The 19,772-nt window shown below is 59.1% G+C and carries 15 protein-coding genes and 6 pseudogenes; 9 read left to right on the top strand and 12 right to left on the bottom strand.

Annotated elements, in window-relative coordinates; all coding sequences use genetic code 11:
- Positions 1 to 14: 14 nt before the first annotated feature.
- Positions 15 to 1,181: a histidinol-phosphate transaminase gene (hisC, locus tag ASD00_RS29070; protein ID WP_244496170.1), complete on the bottom strand. Its 1,167-nt coding sequence runs from the start codon at positions 1,179 to 1,181 to the stop codon at positions 15 to 17.
- A 246-nt stretch (positions 1,182 to 1,427) separates the two neighbouring features.
- Here hisC and ASD00_RS29065 point away from each other — a divergent pair.
- From ASD00_RS29065 to ASD00_RS39440, 5 genes and pseudogenes are all read left to right on the top strand, one after another.
- Positions 1,428 to 1,646 (top strand): annotated as a pseudogene (locus ASD00_RS29065) (glutaredoxin); the annotation flags it as partial.
- A 127-nt stretch (positions 1,647 to 1,773) separates the two neighbouring features.
- Positions 1,774 to 2,175: pseudogene (locus ASD00_RS42125) on the top strand (hypothetical protein); the annotation flags it as partial.
- Positions 2,176 to 2,247: 72 nt separating this feature from the next.
- A pseudogene (locus ASD00_RS29060) lies at positions 2,248 to 2,605 on the top strand (type II toxin-antitoxin system RelE/ParE family toxin).
- Positions 2,595 to 2,918, top strand: a complete 324-nt coding sequence (locus ASD00_RS29055; RefSeq protein WP_057210770.1) for a DNA-binding transcriptional regulator — start codon at positions 2,595 to 2,597, stop codon at positions 2,916 to 2,918. The pseudogene ASD00_RS29060 and the gene ASD00_RS29055 overlap by 11 nt, the downstream one beginning before the upstream one ends.
- A 339-nt stretch (positions 2,919 to 3,257) precedes the next feature.
- Positions 3,258 to 3,467: pseudogene (locus tag ASD00_RS39440) on the top strand (IS30 family transposase); the annotation flags it as partial.
- Between the two features lie 497 nt (positions 3,468 to 3,964).
- Here the strand turns inward: ASD00_RS39440 and ASD00_RS29050 are convergent.
- From ASD00_RS29050 to ASD00_RS29030, 5 genes are all read right to left on the bottom strand, one after another.
- Entirely contained in the window at positions 3,965 to 5,374 is a 1,410-nt protein-coding gene (locus ASD00_RS29050; protein WP_200951509.1) for a serine hydrolase, read from the bottom strand.
- Between the two features lie 117 nt (positions 5,375 to 5,491).
- Positions 5,492 to 6,682 carry a 3-(3-hydroxy-phenyl)propionate transporter MhpT gene (gene mhpT / locus ASD00_RS29045; RefSeq protein ID WP_057210768.1) on the bottom strand — a complete coding sequence of 397 codons (1,191 nt, stop codon included), beginning with the start codon at positions 6,680 to 6,682 and terminating at the stop codon, positions 5,492 to 5,494.
- Between the two features lie 388 nt (positions 6,683 to 7,070).
- Positions 7,071 to 8,513, bottom strand: a complete 1,443-nt coding sequence (locus tag ASD00_RS29040) for an AMP-binding protein (RefSeq protein WP_057210766.1) — start codon at positions 8,511 to 8,513, stop codon at positions 7,071 to 7,073.
- A gap of 21 nt (positions 8,514 to 8,534) precedes the next feature.
- Positions 8,535 to 9,365 carry a p-hydroxycinnamoyl CoA hydratase/lyase gene (locus tag ASD00_RS29035; protein WP_057210764.1) on the bottom strand — a complete coding sequence of 277 codons (831 nt, stop codon included), beginning with the start codon at positions 9,363 to 9,365 and terminating at the stop codon, positions 8,535 to 8,537.
- Between the two features lie 12 nt (positions 9,366 to 9,377).
- Positions 9,378 to 10,823, bottom strand: a complete 1,446-nt coding sequence (locus tag ASD00_RS29030) for an aldehyde dehydrogenase (protein WP_156585878.1) — start codon at positions 10,821 to 10,823, stop codon at positions 9,378 to 9,380.
- 112 nt (positions 10,824 to 10,935) lie between these two features.
- On the opposite strand from ASD00_RS29030, the gene ASD00_RS29025 reads away from it, so the two are divergent.
- Entirely contained in the window at positions 10,936 to 11,379 is a 444-nt protein-coding gene (locus ASD00_RS29025; protein WP_057210762.1) for a MarR family transcriptional regulator, read from the top strand.
- A 587-nt stretch (positions 11,380 to 11,966) separates the two neighbouring features.
- Here ASD00_RS29025 and ASD00_RS42120 read toward each other — a convergent pair.
- Positions 11,967 to 12,068, bottom strand: a pseudogene (locus ASD00_RS42120) (SAM-dependent methyltransferase); the annotation flags it as partial.
- A gap of 69 nt (positions 12,069 to 12,137) precedes the next feature.
- Positions 12,138 to 12,671 carry an AAA family ATPase gene (locus ASD00_RS29020; protein ID WP_156585877.1) on the bottom strand — a complete coding sequence of 178 codons (534 nt, stop codon included), beginning with the start codon at positions 12,669 to 12,671 and terminating at the stop codon, positions 12,138 to 12,140.
- Between ASD00_RS29020 and ASD00_RS29015 the strand changes: the two genes are divergently transcribed.
- Positions 12,655 to 13,224, top strand: coding sequence for a hypothetical protein (locus ASD00_RS29015; RefSeq protein WP_057210758.1), 570 nt, complete (start codon positions 12,655 to 12,657; stop codon positions 13,222 to 13,224). The genes ASD00_RS29020 and ASD00_RS29015 overlap by 17 nt on opposite strands.
- Before the next feature lie 72 nt (positions 13,225 to 13,296).
- On the opposite strand, the pseudogene ASD00_RS29010 reads toward ASD00_RS29015, so the two are convergent.
- The 4 genes and pseudogenes from ASD00_RS29010 to ASD00_RS28990 form a co-directional block, all read right to left on the bottom strand.
- A pseudogene (locus tag ASD00_RS29010) lies at positions 13,297 to 14,180 on the bottom strand (arginase family protein); the annotation flags it as partial.
- Positions 14,181 to 14,196: 16 nt separating this feature from the next.
- The gene (locus ASD00_RS29000; RefSeq protein ID WP_057210753.1) at positions 14,197 to 14,985 is read right to left on the bottom strand and encodes an SDR family oxidoreductase; all 789 of its coding nucleotides are present in this window, start codon (positions 14,983 to 14,985) and stop codon (positions 14,197 to 14,199) included.
- A 20-nt stretch (positions 14,986 to 15,005) separates the two neighbouring features.
- Positions 15,006 to 16,163, bottom strand: coding sequence for an aminotransferase class V-fold PLP-dependent enzyme (locus tag ASD00_RS28995; protein WP_057210751.1), 1,158 nt, complete (start codon positions 16,161 to 16,163; stop codon positions 15,006 to 15,008).
- Between the two features lie 11 nt (positions 16,164 to 16,174).
- Positions 16,175 to 16,636 carry a RidA family protein gene (locus tag ASD00_RS28990; RefSeq protein WP_057210749.1) on the bottom strand — a complete coding sequence of 154 codons (462 nt, stop codon included), beginning with the start codon at positions 16,634 to 16,636 and terminating at the stop codon, positions 16,175 to 16,177.
- A 100-nt stretch (positions 16,637 to 16,736) separates the two neighbouring features.
- Here ASD00_RS28990 and ASD00_RS28985 point away from each other — a divergent pair, with 100 nt between their 5' ends.
- Positions 16,737 to 17,582, top strand: a complete 846-nt coding sequence (locus ASD00_RS28985; protein WP_057210747.1) for a LysR family transcriptional regulator — start codon at positions 16,737 to 16,739, stop codon at positions 17,580 to 17,582.
- 1,289 nt (positions 17,583 to 18,871) lie between these two features.
- The gene (locus tag ASD00_RS28975; RefSeq protein ID WP_057210789.1) at positions 18,872 to 19,615 is read left to right on the top strand and encodes a 3-keto-5-aminohexanoate cleavage protein; all 744 of its coding nucleotides are present in this window, start codon (positions 18,872 to 18,874) and stop codon (positions 19,613 to 19,615) included.
- The last annotated feature ends 157 nt before the right edge of the window (positions 19,616 to 19,772 follow it).

Below are 19,772 nucleotides of genomic sequence, written 5' to 3'. Positions count from 1 at the left end.
ACCACCCATTGGCGCTAGCTAAGCCCGAGCGCCCTCCCGAGTTCCTGCACAAACCGCTCATTGTCTCCCGCTGTTCCGATCGTTACCCTGATGAAATTAGCATAGCCCGCTTCCATCCATGGTTTGACGACTATACCCTTGTCAAGCAAGGCCCTTGCCACGGGCCCCGCTTCGATTGAAAGTTCGATGAACAGGAAGTTTGCCTGTGACGGGACAACCCCAACACCCAGTCTACGCAGGCGCTCGGCCAGTACGGACCGATCACGCCGTATCCTCGCGGTGGCGTCTTTCATCCAGGCATCGTCCAGCAACGCTGCAATTGCCGCTGCCTGCGCTGCCGCGTTGACGTTGAAGGGCGTAACGGCGGCCCGCATCGCCCGGGCTATGCCGTCGTCCGACGCTATACCATAGCCGACACGCAGACCGGCCAAACCGTAGGCCTTGGAGAAGGTGCGCAGCACGACCCAGGAAAGACCTGGGCGTTGGCCCAACACCTTCAGGCCATCGGGCGAACCGGGGTCGATCAGCTCGAAATAGGCCTCATCCAGCACAAACAGGGTCCCGGGCTGCACCGCGTCCAGCACCCTCTCGAGATCTGGCTGCGACATGGCATTTCCGACGGGGTTGGAGGGTGAGGAGATGAAGACAATCTTCGGCCGGCGGGAAAGCTCGAGCACCAGGGCGTCGATGTCGAAGTCGAAGGCCTTGGTCATCGGCACCTTGATCACTTGCGCGCCGGCTGCCAGGGGCTCGATCTCGTGCAAACCGAAGCAGGGCGAAATGGTGAGGACGGCGTCACCCTTATGCAGATAGGCGCGGCAGAGAGCGGCAATCAGTTCCTCCGAACCATTGCCACAGACGATCCGATCAGGCGTCGCGCCGAGCTGTTGCGATAATGTATCCCGCAGCACGCTGCAGGACGAATCGCTGTAGCGCGACGGCACGAGCGCGCCCAGGGCCGCTGTCACCGCGGGTGATGCGCCGTAAGGATTTTCGTTGCTCGCCAGCAACACGACGTCTTCCCGCCCGCTGACGCGTTGGGCAACGGTCGCAGAAATACCTGCGTTATAGACAGGAAGCCCGCTGATCTCTTTGCGCGGGCTAAGGGCATTCTCTTCAATAGAATTCATGTTCCGGCCTCTCATCATTCGTTTTTCCTGACGTGCCCGGCGCCTTCCCAAGTTGTGTGCGGTCCTTGCACGCCTCATGCAAGCATCGGTCCCCGCCCGCTCCTGATCGTCCGAGGCGCCAGGACACGGCGCCAATTTTGTCCATTGTCAAGACGATACGTATATACATATCTTTTTTTGTCCAGTGAACAATAAAAATGATTGGAGGGTCATTTCCACGCTCGACACCTGCGACTGCAATTATGAATGGCTTGATCCGCGGCGCGACCGAAATGGCCGACCCTGGCAAGGGCGTAGGTTCGCTACGCGTACTTCCATCCTTCGCCGAGGCTCTCGCCGGTGTCTTGATGATGGCGGGCGCACTGATGTGGCTCTCCATCCCCCTCGCACTCTTCATTGGTGGCATTGGCGTGGCCTCTGTATTCAAGGCCGTTTACATCGATAAGCGTGAAATGCGCCTGTTTCGGCGGCGACAACAATGTGCCGCTCGGCTTTGTATCGCTCACCGAGAACCTGGATGATCTTCAAGGCGATGGGCATTGCACACTAAGCAAGCAACCGCGAAAGGAAAGCAGATGCCGCTTCATCAGCAAGCGCACCGCGGACAAGGGCAAAGCCTGGCGTCGCACCACGCGCGGTCGAGGAACACCCGGCGCCCCTCTTCGAGTGGACGTAAAATCCATCAGATTTCCGAGAGGCGCTGAACTACCACATGCGCCGACATGGTGATACGTACTGGCATCTCCACAGGGCAGTCGCCGGTGACCACCCGACCTTCGACAATAAGACGCTGCTCAGTTGGACGAACGACACGCGCGTCCCGCGGTCAACGGACAGCTTCGAGATCCTCGCCCTCATTGAGTGACGCTATCGTCTTCCTGCCGGATATTTTAAAGAACGGCTGCCACATCAGTCACGATCCGCGTCCGGACATGAGTTCGAGAGTGACGTAAGCCCTGCGGAGCGGCGGCGGCTCGCCTGGCACCTCCCGGATGACTTCAACAGCCTGCCTTTCAGCAAGCGCGAAGAGATCCTCGATTGGGTATGGGAAGCAGCATAGTCTCCGCAATTTTTCCCGACAACTTGATAGGTGTAGCACCTAGTGCTATATGAAGCGATGTCAGAACGGATTTTCAAAACGGCGTGGTTTTCCAAGAGCGAAGAAAACGCGGATCTCCGACAAGGCCCTTTGCAAGGCCATTGAGCAAGTCGCACGCGGACAGGCTGATGATCTCGGTGGCGGCGTGCTCAAGAAGCGGCTCAATAACAACATGCACCGTTCGATCGTTCTGGCGAAAGCCGGTGAATACTGGGTGTTCGCCTATCTGTTCGCGAAGAAGGACCGCGCAAACATCGATGACGACGAGCTCTTGGCTTTCCGGAAGCTCGCCGAACTCTATCGGCGCAAGACACAGGCCGAGCTTGATGCCGAAATCGGGGCCGGCGCCCTATTGGAGATTTGCAATGGCGACTAAGCGCAAGTTCAAGAGCGATGCCTTTGAGGCGATCCATAGCGTTGTCGAAGACATGTATGCGGCGGGCACCATCGACAAGGAAACCATGAAGACCTTCGATGAGACTTGCCTGTCCATCCCGCCGGAGTTGACGCCAAGCGAGATCAAGGCGCTGCGCGAGAACAATCATGTCAGCCAGCCAGTCTTCGCGCGCTACCTGAACATCAGCGAATCGACAGTGCAAAAGTGGGAGACCGGCGCAAAGCGGCCGAGCGGCCCCGCATTGAAGCTGCTCTCGATCGTCCGGAAACACGGTCTCGAGATGCTGTCTTAGAAGGATGCCGCCACGGAAGGGTGCGCAGTTCCAGCCGATACATTATGCGACCTTTCAGCCCAGAACGTGAACATCCTCTGAACAAGCCGTGCATCGTGCTCGTGAAGAACGGGCTCCCTTCGCCCATTGCTGCCGCGCGATGACAGGCATCGGGCATATCCCCCGATGGAATAAGGCGACGTCGAAGAGGTGATGATGACGAGGAACTTGAGCGCGGACCTTCGCGGGCGCGTGATTGCGGCCATTAAGGACGGCGCGTCGTCGTGAGCCCGTTTCACCATCTTATCGGGAGCAACCACCCCCGCTAGCATCTGCTTGGGGCGGTCGCGCCGCGATTACCCCATGTTCTGCGACCCCCAATCTCCTTGGCAGAAGGGTACCGTCGAAAACACCAACAGGCGGGCAAGGAAATGGCTTTCGAGAGAGTCGCGCGATCTCACCGAGATCTGCAATCACCTGAACGCAACGCCACGAAAATGCCTTGGCTACAAAACGCCAGCTGAAGTCTTTCGCCAGAAACTGCTCGCCCAGAACAGGCGCACGGGCTAGCGTCGCAAAGCCCGCAGGTCGCGGTTCGTCGTGAACTCACATTTATTAACTAATTTTCTGTGACGCAGCAAATATCCGTTTACTCACTGGATGCCTGCGCCATCACATCCGTGCCCGCCGGTATCTTCGACCCGGCGTATGAAATCAGACTCATATCAACAACGTGAATCGGTTCGCCCACGCCCATGCCGGCCCGCGCAGCCGCTAGCCACGCCGTTGCCGGTCTGTTGATGGAGAATATTCGCGCAGGCAAGAACCATCGAGCTTGGGTGCGCGATCGCCAGGATTTCAGTGTCTCCGTCCCGAAAAGGGCGGCGAAGTCAATCGTCGACCTTCGCGAAGGTGAAGGGTAAGGCACCGGGATTCATAAGAAGGTCGGTTTGCTTGCTGTGCATTCTTCTGACCCGTCCCGAGGAGCGGTATAAATGACGCCGCCTTTGGCGCGACTAAGGTGCCGCGCCAAACGGGATGTACCAAGAGGCGATTGGATAGACGGATTATTTTGGGACCCAATTCGTCAGCGCCCCAAAGAAGGCTTCCGTCTCCGCATAGGGGGTGTCGTCGGCCGGCGGGAAATAGCTGAGCTTGACCATTACAGTCTGCGTGTCAGGGTCTACGTAGACGTACTGCCCCTGCAAACCTAAAGCTTTGTAGGCCTCCGATCCCTCGCGCGTCCAGAACTGAAAGCCGTATCCGCCCTCGGGGCCCGCCTCGGAACCTATCGGTGTGCGCGCCGTTTTTATCCAATCCGAGTTGACAACCTGGCGCCCATCAACAGTCCCGTCGTTCACCAGCATTTGCCCGAACCGAGCCCAGTCGCGCAATGTCGCGTTGAAACCGGCCCCGCTGAATTCTCTACCAACTCCAGGCTTTCCGTCCATGATGTAGAAGCCGTCCGCCTCTGCGCCCAAAGGCTCCCACAGCTTTTCGGTCGTATAGGCCGCAACTGTTCCGCCAGTGACACGTTCGATCACCCAACCGAGAATTGCAGTGTCGATGGTTTTATAGGCGAAGACCTCGCCCGGTTTGGCGGCAGTGCCAATGTCGAGCCCAGCATCGGCAAACCGCGCGACGTTTTTGACCAGAGCGTTGATATGATTGCTCGCGGCAATGCCCGGATTTGCAAAGTCGTAGCGCTCCTCGTAATCCACGCCCGAGCGCATTTCCAAAATCTGTCGAAGGGTCACCTCACGATATCCGCCTTTTTTCAGTTCTGGCAGGTATTTTACGACGGGATCGTCGATGGACGCGATGTATCCATCGGCAACTGCGGCTCCGACTAGCATGGCAGTGATGGATTTCGTCATGGACCATCCCATGAAACGGGTACTCGCATCGCTGTTATTGCGATAGATTTCCGTGACGATCTTGCCGTTTTTCATCACCAGGAATGCGTTTGTATAACTGCGTTCCAGAAAATCCTCGGCGCTGAAAGTCTTCCCGTTGAATTCATATGAAAAATCTAACTTATGATCCTCCCGCGGGAGGACCCATGCGGCGCCGGAGTGAGGCACGGTGCGAATGGTGAAAAGTTCGTCCATATTGCGGAAAGCAAACGCATTGACGTCGCCGTCATTCATATGCCAGCGCAATATCTGCGTCGCGATCGGAACGTCTGAAGGCTTACCTTTCGCAATCTCGTCAGGCAGTCGCTGTTGTGCCCCGGCCGTCGTGATGTTTAGCATGACGACCGTCATGGCGGCGGCGCCCAGATTGAACAATTTCTTCATTTTTCCTCCCATTTGTCTGTTGCGTCGAACGTGAACACATGTCCGCTCGACTGTTCCTTCGAAATCGCAGACGCTTGCCAATCGCACCGTCCATGGAATTTGCGTTCGACCAGCTGAAACGCGGCGCTGATAAATCCGCTCTCCAAAATTGCGGATGGTCGTCACCTGTGCAGCCATTTCGGCGCCCCCTGACGGCATATGAACCGACAGGACAGGGGAACGAACTGAATAGCTGCCAGTGTTGCAGGCATGACAACAAGGTGGGAAAGGCGGGCGCGCCAGGCGCCCACCTTTTCACGAGGTTGACGTCGCGCGCCTGCGGCGGGTCAAAAGCCAGGTCGCAATGCCGCCGAGAACTGCAATGGGCAAGATGCCCGTCAGCACTTCGGAGGCGCTCTGACCCGCGGCAACGAGTGCTCCTGCAAGCAGCGGTCCTGCCACCGATCCGAAGCGCCCCACCGCGACGGCAAGGCCGACGCCCTGACCGCGCACCTCTGCCGGATAGCATTGCGGTGCGATGCCGTAGAGCACTGCTTGCACCGAGATGATCGCTGCGCCAAGTATCGCCCCTACCACGAGCGTCACGAAGATATTCGCCGGTGCCACGGCCAAAAGCGCAAGCGCAACAACCAGTCCGCCAAAGGAACCGGCAACCCAAAAGGATCGGTTCCGAGCATCGAGCGCCACGCCCCCTAGAAGGCTGCCAGCCGCCCCAGCCAGATTAAAGGCAAGTTGGACCATCCCCGCTTCCGCCCGCCCGAAGCCGCGCGAGACCATAAGCGCCGGAAGCCAATTGAGCAGGAGATAAAGCACCAGTAGCGAAAAGAAGAAACCAGCCCAGAGCAATACCGTCGGCACGAGGTTGCCGCTGCCAAGAACTGTTCCAAGCCCTCTCACATCGCGCCCTTTGGGTGCCATGCGCAGATCGGGCAGGTTCATGACCAGAGGCACGATCATCAAGGGAAGGAGACCGCCGATCACAAACAGCACTCGCCAACCATCGCCCAGCCCGGCGATGGAGATCAGGCTGACCACGGCGCCACCCAAAGGAATGCCCGCATACATGAGCGCGACGGCGCGGCCACGGCGCTCCGCTGGTGCCGACTCCGATGCGATGGCCACGAGATTTGGGAGGGCCCCGCCCAGCCCTACGCCCGTCATGAACCGCATCACCAGCAGAGTCTCGTAATTCCCCGCTAACGCCGTTCCGATGGAAAACAATCCAAAGACGGCAAGCGAGATTGCAAGTCCTGCCCGCCGTCCATGCCTGTCGGAAAGCCATCCGCCTGCCAATGCGCCGAAGATCAGCCCGAACGTTGCAGACGAGAAAAACATCCCCATCTGGGCTGGCGACAGACCGAGCGCCGGGCCGAGGCGCGGCGCCGCGATGCCGGCGACCTGGATGTCGAAACCTTCGACAAGGGCCGCGGCGAAGCATATGAGTATGGCCCGGCTATTGCCGGCACCTGATGTTCCGATTCCCATCGATCCTCCAAAATCAAAATGGTGAGTGGAAGGCGCGTCTCCTCCTGCGACTTCCGTTCGAGGAAGATGTCGTCAGGGCATGTGTTATGTCAAGAAAAAACGCTATGTAAAATAGCGATATAAAATAGCAATCTTGCGGTTGTCGCGCAGCGGTGGGTCACCGTGCCAGGGTATCGGGAACGGTCTGAAGAACGTTCGCCCACGTCGCTATCCAGCCCGTCAAATGCAGGCCCGGATGTACTAATTGCTCGTTGAACGGGGTCACGATTTCGACCGCATGCACGGAATGGTCGGATATGCGCCGGGTCGACATCGGCGGCAGAACTCTCGGCACCCTGCCGGACAGAGTGGGCAGGGCACAGAGCGTCGCCAGCAGTCGGCGTTTCGTTCACGCTGTGAGGAATTCGTCGCGCAGTATGTGCTTCATGACCTTGCCAGAGGCGGTGCGCGGCAAGGCATCGACGGTTACGAAGGTTTTCGGGATCTTATAGCGCGCGAGAGAGGCCTCGCAATGCTGGGCCAGCTCGTTCTCCGAAATCGCCTGACCAGGCACGAGCACCACGAAGGCACGGCCAACCTCGCCCCAGCGCGAGTCGGGCACGCCGATAACAGCGACCTCGCGTATGGCTGGATGGGCGGCCATCACGGATTCGACCTCAACCGGATAGACGTTCTCGCCACCTGAGATGAACATGTCCTTTCGCCGGTCTACGATAGTGATGTAGCCATCAGTATCTGCGCGGCCGACATCGCCCGTTCGCAACCAACCATCCGCGCCGAGCGCGCTGTCCTCCCGGTTCCAGTAACCCCTAATCACGTTCGGGCCGTGCACCAGCACCTCGCCCTCGGTTCCCTGAGGCACCTCCCGCCCCTCTTCGTCAACTAACCGTACGCGAGTAAGAGGGCCGGGCAGGCCGACCGCGCCGGCCTTTTCGCGCACGATCCGGGCCGAGAGAGGCATTCCCAGGATCGTGCCGCATTCCGTCATGCCGTAGCCGTCGACCATTGGTACGCCGCGGTCCAACCACCAGTGGATATGCGCCGCCGGATTCGGCGCGCCGCCGGTGAACAGGGCTTTCAGCGCCCATCGATCCGGCGCAAAATTCCTCGCGTGGCGTAGCCCCTCGGCCATTTGAGGGACACAGAAGTAATGTGTGACACGCAACGCCGGATCGGCCAGCCGCGTATTTGTCAGTTCAGGATCGAACCCGGGTGAGATCAAGCATGTCCCGCCGCGCAGGAGCGCGGGCCAGATCTGTGTTACCAAGCCGATGACGTGGAAAATCGGCGTATCGCAAAGGAAGACGCTGTTGCTGTCCACTTCGCCTAGCACGCCGAAATTGACAGCGGTGGCCAGGAGGCAGCTCGCGCTCAGCATCGCGCCCTTGGGGGTGCCGGAGGTGCCGGAAGTATAGAGGATCGTGCAGGTTTCGGACTGCGAACGAGGCGTGCAACGGGAACCCGGCACGGCCAGTTCAACAGCTTCAGCAAAGTCCGTCAGGTCACGATACAAATGCCTCGGGGCGCAATCGGCCAAAAGGATATCGATCTCGGGTTCGGAAAGCCTCCAGTTCAGGGGAACGAAAATACCGCCCATGCGGATTAACGCTTGCTGCATCACTACCTGCCAGCCCGAGTTACGAGCTAATACAGCCACGCGGTCGCCTTCCGTCACTCCCTTGGCCCGCAGTACCACTACGGCGCGCTCAATGTCAGCATCCAACGCCGCGTAGGTCCATTTCTTGCCCGTAGCGAGGTCGAGACACGCAAGAGCATCGGGCCGGAGGCGCGCGTGAAGCGCCACCGGGTCAGGGGTCGTAAAGTCCAGCATCACATCTCCTCCCTGAGATCGTCAGCCTGCCTTGCGTGACGTGTCGTAAGCGCCGAGGCCGGGCTTGTAGCTTTTCTCGTCGATGAACTGACGGATTCCCTCCTTCCGCCCCTCAGCATCATAGGAGTTCGCGGCCTCTTGCGCACGGACGAGGTAGTCCTCGGCGTCGTCATAGCTCATCGGGCCGACGCGACGGACAGCGTCCTTGGTGGCCTTCAGCGCGACGGGATTCTTTTCCCGAAGCACCCTTGCGACCTCCGTCACGCGGGCCTTCAACTCTTTCAAGGGCAGGCTCTCGTTCACAAGGCCCCAATCGGCAGCGGTCTTCCCGTCGATCGGCTCGCCGGTCATTGAATGATACATCGCCTTGCGGAAAGGCAGCAGCTCCACCGCAACTTTCGTCGCCCCGCCGCCGGGCAAAATGCCCCAGTTGATCTCGGAAAGGCCGAACTTCGCCTCGTCGGCCGCAAAGGCCAGGTCGCAGGCGAAGAGCGGTCCGTAACCGCCGCCGAAGCACCAGCCGTTGACCATGGCGATGGTCGGCTTCTGGTACCAGCGCAGCCGCCGCCACCACCCATAGCTTTCGCGCTGCGCTTTGCGGGTGCCGGCGAGACCCTCGGCCTCGGTCTCGCGGAAGTATTCCTTCAGGTCCATGCCCGCGGTCCAGGCGGAACCTTCGCCGGTCAGCACCAGCACGCCGACGTCGTCGCGGAATTCCAGCTCGTCCAGCGCCTCCATCATCGCACGGTTCAGCGTGGGCGACATGGCGTTGCGCTTGTCGGGGCGGTTGAAGCGCAGCCAGGCGATTCCGTCCGCGATATCCCAAGTCACAGTATCAATGTCGTTTGCCATGTGTTTGTCCTTTCAAATCGGGAAATGTCCGGGCTGGGTCTCGATCGTGATCCAGCGCAGCTCGGTGAATTCTGCTATGCCGGCGCTGCCACCGAAGCGACCGTAGCCCGACGCACCGGTGCCACCGAAGGGCATTTGGGCCTCGTCATGCACAGTGGGTCCGTTGACGTGGCAAATGCCGGACCGTATCTGCCGCGCCACCGCGATCCCGCGCGAGATGTCGCGGGTAAATACTGCTGCCGACAGCCCGTACTCGCTGTCATTGGCAAGCCGTACGGCGTCTTCTTCATCCTTTGCGCGCAGTATGGCGACTACGGGACCGAAGCTCTCCTCGGCATAGATCCGCATCTCCGAGGTGACGCGGTCCACGACCTGCGCGGGCATTAGAACGCCCTCAGCCGTGCCGGCGCTGGTCACGATGGCTCCTTTCGACTGCGCGTCCTCGATCAACGACTGGACCTTCGTCACCGTATGCGCGTCCACGACCGCACCCAGAGGAGCCTTGCCCTGTGCCGGATCGCCCGCCTTCAGCTGCGCGGCGCGGGCGGTGAATTTCTGCACGAAAGCATCGGCAACTTCGCCCACGACGATGATGCGTTCGGTGGACATGCAGATCTGACCTTGATTGAAGAAGGCTCCGAAGATTGCCGCCTTGACCGCCTCGTCGATATTGGCGTCCTTCAGCACCAGAAGCGGAGCCTTGCCCCCCAGTTCCAGCAGGCAGGGCTTCAGCTGCCTCCCAGCGCGTTCCGCAATGATCCGGCCCACCTTGGTTGACCCAGTGAAATTGATGCGTCGGATCGCCGGGTGGTCGATCAGCGCTCCGACGATCTCGGCCGCATCCTCGGGGGCGTTGGTCACGAGGCTGACAAGTCCCGGCGGAAGGCCGCCTTCCTCCAGCGCCTCAACGATTAGCGCGTGCGTGCGAGGGCAGATTTCGGACGCCTTGAACACCACGGCATTACCGCAGGCGAGAGGTGTGGCAAGCGCGCGCACCCCAAGGATAACAGGCGCGTTCCAGGGCGCGATGCCGAGACATACGCCCGCGGGTTCGCGGATGCCCATCGAAAGGCAGCCCGGTTTGTCCGAAGGGATCACCTCGCCCGAGACCTGCGTGGTCAGGGCCGCAGCCTCGCGCAGCATCGATGCGGCGAGCATCACGTTGAACCGCGCCCAGCCTTCGGTTGCGCCTATCTCGGAAGCCATTGCGGTGACGAAGGCGTCACCCTTCGCTGAGATCGCGTCGGCGGCCTTAAGCAGTACCGCGCGACGGGCGTTAGGACCAAGGGCAGCCCATGCAGGGAATGCATCGGCCGCCGCTTGCGCGGCTGCACGAGCGTCTTCGACGCTGGCGGCGGCAGCCTCGCTGGCAAGTGCGCCCGTCACCGGGTTATATCTGCGAAACGTGCGGCTCGCTGCCCGCTCCGCCCCCGCGATGCGAAGATTGACAATGCTCACGACAGTCCTCCAAAAATGCTGCCCAAATCGTTGGGCATATCGCTCGAACGGAAACTAGCGCGAAGATTGCTATCTTGCATAGCGGTTTTTTTAGAAAGGCGTCTGACGGCAAATGAATGACAATGAAAAGAGCGCCTTGCTCAACTTGGTCGGCTATCACCTCCGTCGCGCATCTGTCTTTGACCTTAACGGAGCAGTGGAAGCACTGGCCCAGGTGGATGCCCGCCCAATCAGCCTCAGTGTGCTGTTGTGCATGGTCGAAAAGCCTGGTCTGACCTCGGCCGAGATTTGCCGCATCCTCGGCATGCAACGCGCCAACATCGTACAGTTCCTCACAGATCTGGAGGCGAAGGGGCTGTTCACCCGCGAGGCGGAGGCGTCCGACCAGCGCGTCCAACGGTTATTTCCGACACAGGCCGGCAGGGAAGCAGCTGCCGATTGGCTGCATCGCCTGAACGAGCACGAGGACCGGATGCTGGAACGGCTAGACGCGCAAGAACGTGCCGAACTTCGACGCTTGCTGAGCAAGGTCTGGATGGATGCGCCCGGGCGCTAACCGCTTAGCGCACGAAGTCAGGCTTCCATCAGCAATGTGAATCGGTTCGCCCCAAGCGATTCAAAATTCTGATTGGACGCAGAATCTCCGGCACGCAATGCTGTGTCCATGACCCAGCACTGCTCCCCAGCCTCTACTTTCAACGGATAGATCCAGACTTTCAACGGATAGATCCAGGTCGAAACATGGCGCGCTATTATGCGTTGTCGATACAGCCAACACTCTTTGGCGAGTTACCCTCATTCGGGCTTGGGGACAGTGGCGCTCCTGTGCGAAATTGCCCGCCAGAAGAACGCGAAGGGCTATGTGCCCAAGGCGAGCCGTGGAAACTTAGGGTACGGCATCGAGTGTCGGGCGCTTGGGACAGAAATCGATGAACCACGACTTGCAGCGACGCGCTCACAGGCCGACTAGATATCGCCAGCATCTCCAGCGCTGTTGCCGTGCTCTTCCCCTCCCGGTGCCAGCGCTGCCACCGGCGGCAGTCGTTCCGCCAGTTGGCGTTGACTGCAGTTGTGCCGGCGCTGGTTTTGTTCCCGTGGCCGTGAACCTTGTCCCGCTTGCACGAACCACGATCCAGCAGCAGCCGCGTGGAGAAAAGGTTCTCCACTGTTGATGCCCTTTGAGGCATCCAGCGCGATAAGAGCATTCTGATATAAATAGACAGGATCGGCGCTCGGCGTTTCCAAGGGCGCGAATATTCGAGGGTAATGCCCTAGCGATTCCTGCGAAATACAGGGCAGTCAACGGAATGCGTTTCAGATTGTCGCCAGAAATTCTGCAATCTCTGAGCGACAGCACAGCTTCAACTTCTGCAATGGATGCTCTTCGAAAAACCATTGATGAGCGTCGAACGAATTTAAGTGGCCCTTCCGCAGTCGATAACCGCGAGTGTATTCCATTAACTCATCGAACTGCGCCCGTGTCCCTCCACCGGTTTGACCTCGTTGCAAGAGGTTGGAAATGCACTCGTCGTCAGAGACATCGAGCCAGATTAGCGTCGTCACACGTGGAAGCACTTGCCGGACTATCGAACCGTAGATTCCTTCCATGACCCAAGAGTTGCCGTCCGCAGCCTGGGTCACCAATCCGTTACGTTCGTCGCGTGGGCGCTCTCCAACGAAATTTGGCATCCAATGAAAATCATCGAGATGAAACGCCCAGTGTTGCAATCTCCGGGCTAGCTGTTGGGCCAGCCACGTCTTAACTCTGGCTTTGACAAAGCGGGAAAGTTCGGGCTTGCTGTCCTCAGTCCTAGGACAGAGGACAGTCACCATGAAGAGCCAAGACATAATCGTCCTGCTGAAGCTGCTTAGCCTGCAAGACCAGGAACTCACAAAGGGTACAGATCAACTGCGATCTGAATCTCTCGGGGGCGACCCTTATTCGGTGCGGAATCTTGAAGCTCTGCTCGGGATTAGCAAAACCGAAATCGCGCAGTCGATCAAGAGAAGCGTCGCTTCCGGGATCGCGCGGAAAGACAGTCGCACCAATGAACCACGGCCACATCGGCGAAACCTTTTCGAGTTCATCACCCATGGCCTTAGGTTCGTGTTTCCCGCACAGGTAGGGCCGATACAACGCGGCGTCCCCACGGCGTTTGCAGCGCCGATGCTTCAAGAGCTTCTCGTCAGCGGCGGGACCTATAACTACGTCTGGCCCTACTCCGCTGGACGAGAGATGGGTCAAGCGGTCGATCCCCTTTTCAAAAGCGTGCCGGAGGCCGCTTTGAAAGACGAGCGACTTTATGCGTACCTGGCACTGGTAGATGCGATTAGGCTCGGGAACCAGCGGGAAGTCGGTCTCGCCACCGATCACCTCAAGTCGAAGATCATGAGCAAATGACAGCGATCCGCGCTCAATTGCTAGAAATGCTCAAAGCCGTTGCAGCCGCACTTGGCGAGGATCTGCGTGAGCGAGGATTGCGAGCACCTCGCGTGGCTCAAGGCCACCTACTTCCGGGGTGCCGGTGCCCGGCGTGAACGCGGGATCAAGGCTGTCGACGTCGAAGCTGACATAGGTGGGGCCGCCCGAAATTACCTTGATAGCCGCTTTAATCACCGCCTCCACGCCCATTTGCTGGACCTCCTCGGCATGGATGACGGTCATTCCGGAGTCGTAGGAGAACTCCCAAAGGTAATCGCCGCCACCACGGATGCCGATCTGGATCGTCCGCTTGGGATCCAGGACGCCGTCCAGTACTGCGAGCCGGAAGGGGCCGCCGTGGTGGAACTTGGCACCTTCGTAGATGCCCGCGGTGTCGCAGTGGGCATCTATGTGCAACATTCCCATCGGGCCATGCTTGCGAGCCAAGCCCTTGAGGATGGAGTAGCTGATGGAATGGTCACCGCCCACCGCAAGCGGCACCACGTCGCTTGCGGCAAGTGAACCGAAAAACTCCTCGATGTCGGCGTGGCAGCCTTCCAGGTCGAACCTGCTCCTCATCGGGACGTCGCCGATGTCGGCAACTTTCAGCACGGTTGACGGGGCCGCCTTGAGCACCCGATCTCGACCTGCCGAACCGCCTTGGGACCCAGGCGCGAGCCGGCCCTGTTCGTGACCCCGAGATCCATGGGGACGCCGACGAGTGCTACGTCGATGCCCGATATCGTCTGACCGGAGAAAAGCGCTTTGGCGGCGTCCTCAACATAGGGCGCGTCGAGGAACGTCCGAACGCCCTCAAAGGGCCATCTTCTGCGATCGCCCGTAAAAAGACCGTCCGCGACCGCCTTCAACGCCGGATCATGAATCGCGCCGCCAGTAGCACCGGAGTACTTCGTCCTAAGATCTTCGAGTTCCATCTCCCGCACCTTCCAGCTACAGCATCGATCTGCTAAGGCCGCCGTCCACGGGCATCGCCACCCCCGTGACATAGCGAGCCTCGTCGCTTGCGAGGAACGCCACGACGGCCCCGAATTCCTCGTGTGTCCCGTAACGGCCGATCGGTATCTCGGCTTGGCTTTCCCCGGCGATCACGGACGGATCAACACCGCGGTCAGCCGCGTCCATAGTGTCGAAATACACGGTGCGCTCCGTGGCGAACCTTCCTGGAAGGACCACGTTCACGGTGACCCCATCGGCGGCCACTTCCAGCGACAGCGTCTTCGCCCAACCAGCGAGAGCCGAACGCAACGCGTTGGAAGCAGTCAGCCCAGAGATAGGCTCCTTGACGCTCGTGGAAGACACCGCCACGATGCGGCCGAACTTCCGAGCCCTCATGCCCGGCAGAAAGTGTGACGCAATCCTCACCTGGTTGAGGAACATCGCACCGAACTGCTGAAGCCAGATCTCCTCCTCGAACTTCGAAGCCGGAAACGGCGGAGGGCCACCTCCGTTGAGAAGCAGTATGTCGACGTGCCCCATATGCCGATCGACCCAGCCTAGGAGTTCGGACACGCCCTTCTTCTCCAACAGGTCGCAAGAGAAGGACATCGCCACGCCGGGCTTTCCTTCGAGCTTTGCCTCGGCCGCGCGTAGAGTCGCTTCGTCGCGGCCCACAAGCGCCACGTCGACCCCTTTGTCAGCCAAGGCTTCAGCTACGCCGAAACCCAGTCCTTTGCTGCCGCCCAGTACCAGTGCGGTCTTCTTCACGTTTGCTGTGCTCATCTGTCCAATTCCCTCTTCCGTCACGCGGCCTCGGCCGCTTCCGCGGCGATCTCGCGCACGGCCTGGACTAACTTTTCGATGTCTGTGTCAGTGTTGCCAAAATGGACCGAGGCTCGCAGGATTTCCGTGATGCCTCTGATGTCCATGTCGAACGGCGTGTATCCGACGCCGTTCTTTCCGATCGTGATCCCGCGGGCTGCGAGAAGCTCCTTCACCCGCTGGCATGGAATGCCTTCGATGGCGAAAGTCACGAACGCGGCCTTGTCGCGGCCGAGGTCGAGAATGTTTACGCCGGGCACATCCGTGAGCCTGTTGCGGAGCTCCGTGGCGAGTGCGTTGAGCTTCACCCGGGTGTCGAACGCATTCAGGCTCAGGGCTCGCTCGAGCGAGTCGATCAACCCCAGGCGCAATGCCACGGCGAACTCGGCGGTTTCCACAGCTTGAGCACTCTGGTGGATGGCCGCGCGCCCGACGTCGAGCTTGGCGGAGCGGTCGTCCACGCGCCTCGGAACCATCGACACCGCGAGCCTGGGCGAGATATAGGCGAGAGCCGTTCCGCGTGGCCCCCGCAGAAATTTCCGGCCGCAGGCGACTAGGACGTCGCACCCGATCTCCGACACATCGACCGGAAGTTGTCCGATCGCCTGGCTGGCGTCGATCATGTAGAAGGCTCCCGATTTCGCTTGGCGTAACGCCTTGCCGAGCGCCTCGGCGGGATTGATAAGAGCGCCACTCGCACCAACCCAAGTAAGCGCCACTATCTTCACGTCGGGATCGAGAGACCTCACCACCGCCTCGACGTCTACCGCGGTGGTTTCATCCCACGGCATCACCGACATTGAGGCGCCCGAAACATGGCACGCATGCTTCAGGGCAAGCACGTTGCCGATCCACTCCTGGCGGCTTACCAGGACGCGGTCGCCCGCCTTGAGCGGCACCGAAGCGAGGATGTCGCCGTAAAGCTGACCGTGACCGGTCCCGAACGCGACGTCCGTGGCTGCGCACCCCAGGAGACGGGCCGCCCTCGCATATCCAGCCTCCAAGCGGTCCGCGACGGCCGCCCCAGCTTCCATGGGACCCAGTTCCGCTTCGCGGCGGAGATGCGCCACTATCAATTCGACTGTTTCCGGAGCAAGGATGCTTGCGCCCGCGTGATTAAAGTGAATGACAGGCGGCATCTCGCTCTCCTTCAGCGCACGTGGAAGACCGCGTCGATTTCGACGGGAACATTGGCCGGAAGGCCACCCATGCCGACCGCGCACCGGGCATGCTCCCCACGCTCGCCGAATAGGGCATTCATGATTTCCGAAGCGCCATTGCCGACCTGAGAGTAAGCGGTGAAGCCGGGAACGGCGTTGATGAAGATATTCATCTTTGCCATTTGCACGACACGGTCGAGATCGCCGTCGAGCGCTTTTTCGACCCAGTAAACGATGTTGGCAGCGCATATCTTCGCGCTCTGGAGCGCCGTCTCGACGTCGATTTCCTTGCCGACCTGGCCGATGTAAGCGATTTCGTCGGCCACTTCCGGGATCTGGCCGGAAACGTAAAGCGTGTCGCCAATGCGCTTGGTCGGCGCGAAGGGGAGATCTGGCCGGCTGAGCCTGGGCCAGTTAACGCCGCACTTTTCGAGTTTTTCCTTGTAGCTCACGACAGGTCTCCGTCACCATTTGTACTGTGAGGGGAGGTTGTCATCTGACCGCCATGCTGGGTAGTGTTATAATTCTTAGAAAGCTATAAGGATATTTTATATGGAGCTGAACTTCGACACGAGGCTGTTGCAAGCCTTCATCGCGGTTTCAGAAACTGGGACCGTCAGCAAAGCCGCGGATCGTCTCGCTCGGACGCAGCCCGCCGTGAGCATGCAATTGCAGCGTCTTGAGATGGATCTTGACACGCAGCTGCTCGTCCGTTCCCACAAAGGTGTCTCCCTGACAGACGCCGGGGAGACTTTCCTTGCCTACGCCAGGAAGACGATTGCCCTTGGCGAGGACATGCGCAGGCAAATCGTCGGCAAAAAGCTTTCGGGCAGAGTTCGGCTCGGTATGGTGGAAGATCTCGCCGTCACCAGGCTGCCTTCGGCTATCGCGGACTTCAAGAGGCGTCACCCCTCGGTGGAGATCGATTTGAACTCCTCGCATTCGGCAGACCTCGCAAGGTCGCTGGTGGATGGACGTAGCGACATTGTCGTGGCCGACCCCGCCCGCTTTTCAACAACTCCGACTGGCTTTATCTCCCGCCAGCTCATCTGGTGCGCGAGTCGCATGCTGGAAGTGGACGAAAACGCCCCCATACCCATCATCATCTTCGACGGCTCCTGCTCATGGCAGGATCGGATGTTCGCCCTTTTGGCCGAAGACGGAATAGAGTGGACCGCGGGCGGCAGAGCCTCGACCTTCTCGGCTTTGATCTCAGCATTGCGGGCAGGTCTCGGCATCGGACTTCTTCTGCAGGAAGGCCTGCCCGTGGATTGCGAAAACCTCCAAACAAAGTACGGGCTGCCGCCTGCGCCGACAGCCGAATTTGGCGTATATGTGTGTCAGAAGTCTCCTGAACTCGTAGACGAACTCGCGACCTTTCTACGTGCTGGGTTCTAACGGCGCCTTGCGGTGTCCAGGGACGGCGCTGCGGTTTTAGTTTCGTTCGCCATATGATTTCCTCGGAAGCACCGACACTACAAGTTTAGGAATGTTTTGCGTGTAACCGCCCGATCGCGAGAAAGCCCGCTGCTGACACAGCTACAGCGATCGAAAAGAATACGAAATTGACTATCGGCATTAGCAGCGGATCTCGAAAAAGTTCCGATCGCTTCCCCTCCAACCACACCGGCAACGGTATGATGAAAAGGAAAAGCGTACTAAGAAGCAATGGAGATACGATATGCCATTTCTTAAACTGCCGCTTCTGAGCGTTACTGAAAGGGTGACGCCGACCGTTTAGTATCCCGTAAAAAGCCATCAAAAAGACTACTGGAACAGTCGCAGACAGCATCAGGAAATACGACAGTAAATAACTATTTAGTTTTTCTGCATATCTAATTTGAGAGAAATTAATCTCGAACTTTAATTTCGGTATATAATGTCCTATAAAAGTTAGGTCATAATTTCCTAAAAAATCTCGAGGAATTAGAATAGATATTGTGTAAATAGCTAAGTAAAATAGCATTGCATAGTTAAATACAAGATTGTAATATGTCTTGTACGGACCATCCGGTAGGTCTTCTGTTAGTTTCAGCACTAATGGAGTAGACTTTTCCGTCACTTGCACATCCGTTTCTCTGCCGCAGTTCTCAGCGCCAGGTATCAAATTCCGCAGGGTGAACAGGCGCGGAAGTTCCCAGCTCTTAAAGCAATCCTCAAACCCGCTTAGCAAAAATATCAACCTGTTCCACTTTAGCGAGCAGTATTTGAATCTTTAGTAGGGCCCAATAGTTTTGTGACGCGGCGGCATAACCCAATCAACTCAAAAGACTACGCCCCACGATGCTGTGGTTAATTGGGCGATCAAAAGTATTTTTTTGGGAAGGGATCCAGCTTTTTCGCTCCTACCGTGTATACGCCGCAAGAGCAGCGGACGAGTCTTTCCAAGCCGTGCAACGGCAATCCTTCCTTTGGCTCAACAAACCTTCATGAGCCAAACGAGCGGAACTAATGCTCCAGTCCCTTAGGTCCAACACTCCGTCGGGAAATTCCTGACGATACATTATGCGATGTTTTTGGCCCAGAACGTGAAGATCCTCGCAACAAGCCGTGCACGGGGCTCGTGACGAACGGCTCCCTTCGACCGCAAGCGGTCGCCAGCGAGGGGCGCAATGAGCGGCTCGAATGAGCCCATTGCAGACCTTCTATCTACAGCTAACATGGCCCCACAAATGCTGGAGACCAACATGATCGTCCAAGCCTGCCTTAACGGTGCACGTCCTGGCGACTATCACCCGCGGCTACCGCTCACGGCGGATGCCATTGCCCTCGACGGTGCGGCGTGCGTCTCCGCGGGGGCTGCCGAACTTCACATACACCCCTGCGGCCCGGACGGACGTGAGAGCCTCCTGGCGGTCGATGAGGCGATATACGCCGTGCGGCGCGCTTGTCCGGGAAGTCTTGTCGGGGTGTCAACGGGCGCGTGGATAGAACGCGACGAGAAGCAGACGCGAGACTGCATCTCTGCTTGGCGGCAGCTGCCCGACTACGCCTCCGTCAATATCTCCGAGCGGGATGCTCCAGCGCTTATCGCGTTGCTCCACCGCATGGGTGTCGGCGTCGAAGCGGGATTGGCCACGGTCGCGGATGCCGAGCGATTTGTTACGCTTCCGGATTGCCATCGAGCTTTCCGCATCCTCATCGAGATCGAAGAACAGGACCTTGGAAAGGCTGACGCGATCGCGGATGGGATAGCGCAAGTTCTTGAGCGCGCGAATATCCTACGACCAGTCCTTCTACACGGGTTCGACGCGACCGTTTGGCACTTCGTCAACCGCGCGCATCAACGGCGCTGGTCTACGCGAGTTGGATTGGAGGATGGCTGCCAACTTACGAATGGTGAAATAGCGGGTGGGAACGCCGACCTCGTGGCAGATGCGCTTCAAATCTTTCGGCCTTCCTTTCAGCACGGTAACACCTCGCTCGAATGACAGTTTCGTCCGCATTTCGGCGGTCCCGTGTGCTGGCCATGGGCGACTTCTCACCACCCATTGCGGTCTCCGAGGTGAGTTTCGATGCTTCGCCTTGAACCCAGTTGAACCCGAGACCCGCCCCTTGCCGAGTCTATAGGTGGTTCCAAGGATTGAC

It is taken from the genome of Ensifer sp. Root31 (assembly GCF_001424825.1).
Lineage (GTDB): Bacteria > Pseudomonadota > Alphaproteobacteria > Rhizobiales > Rhizobiaceae > Ensifer > Ensifer canadensis.
The sequence above is the reverse complement of the archived record's forward strand: the minus strand, read 5'-3'. Positions and strand labels throughout refer to the sequence as shown.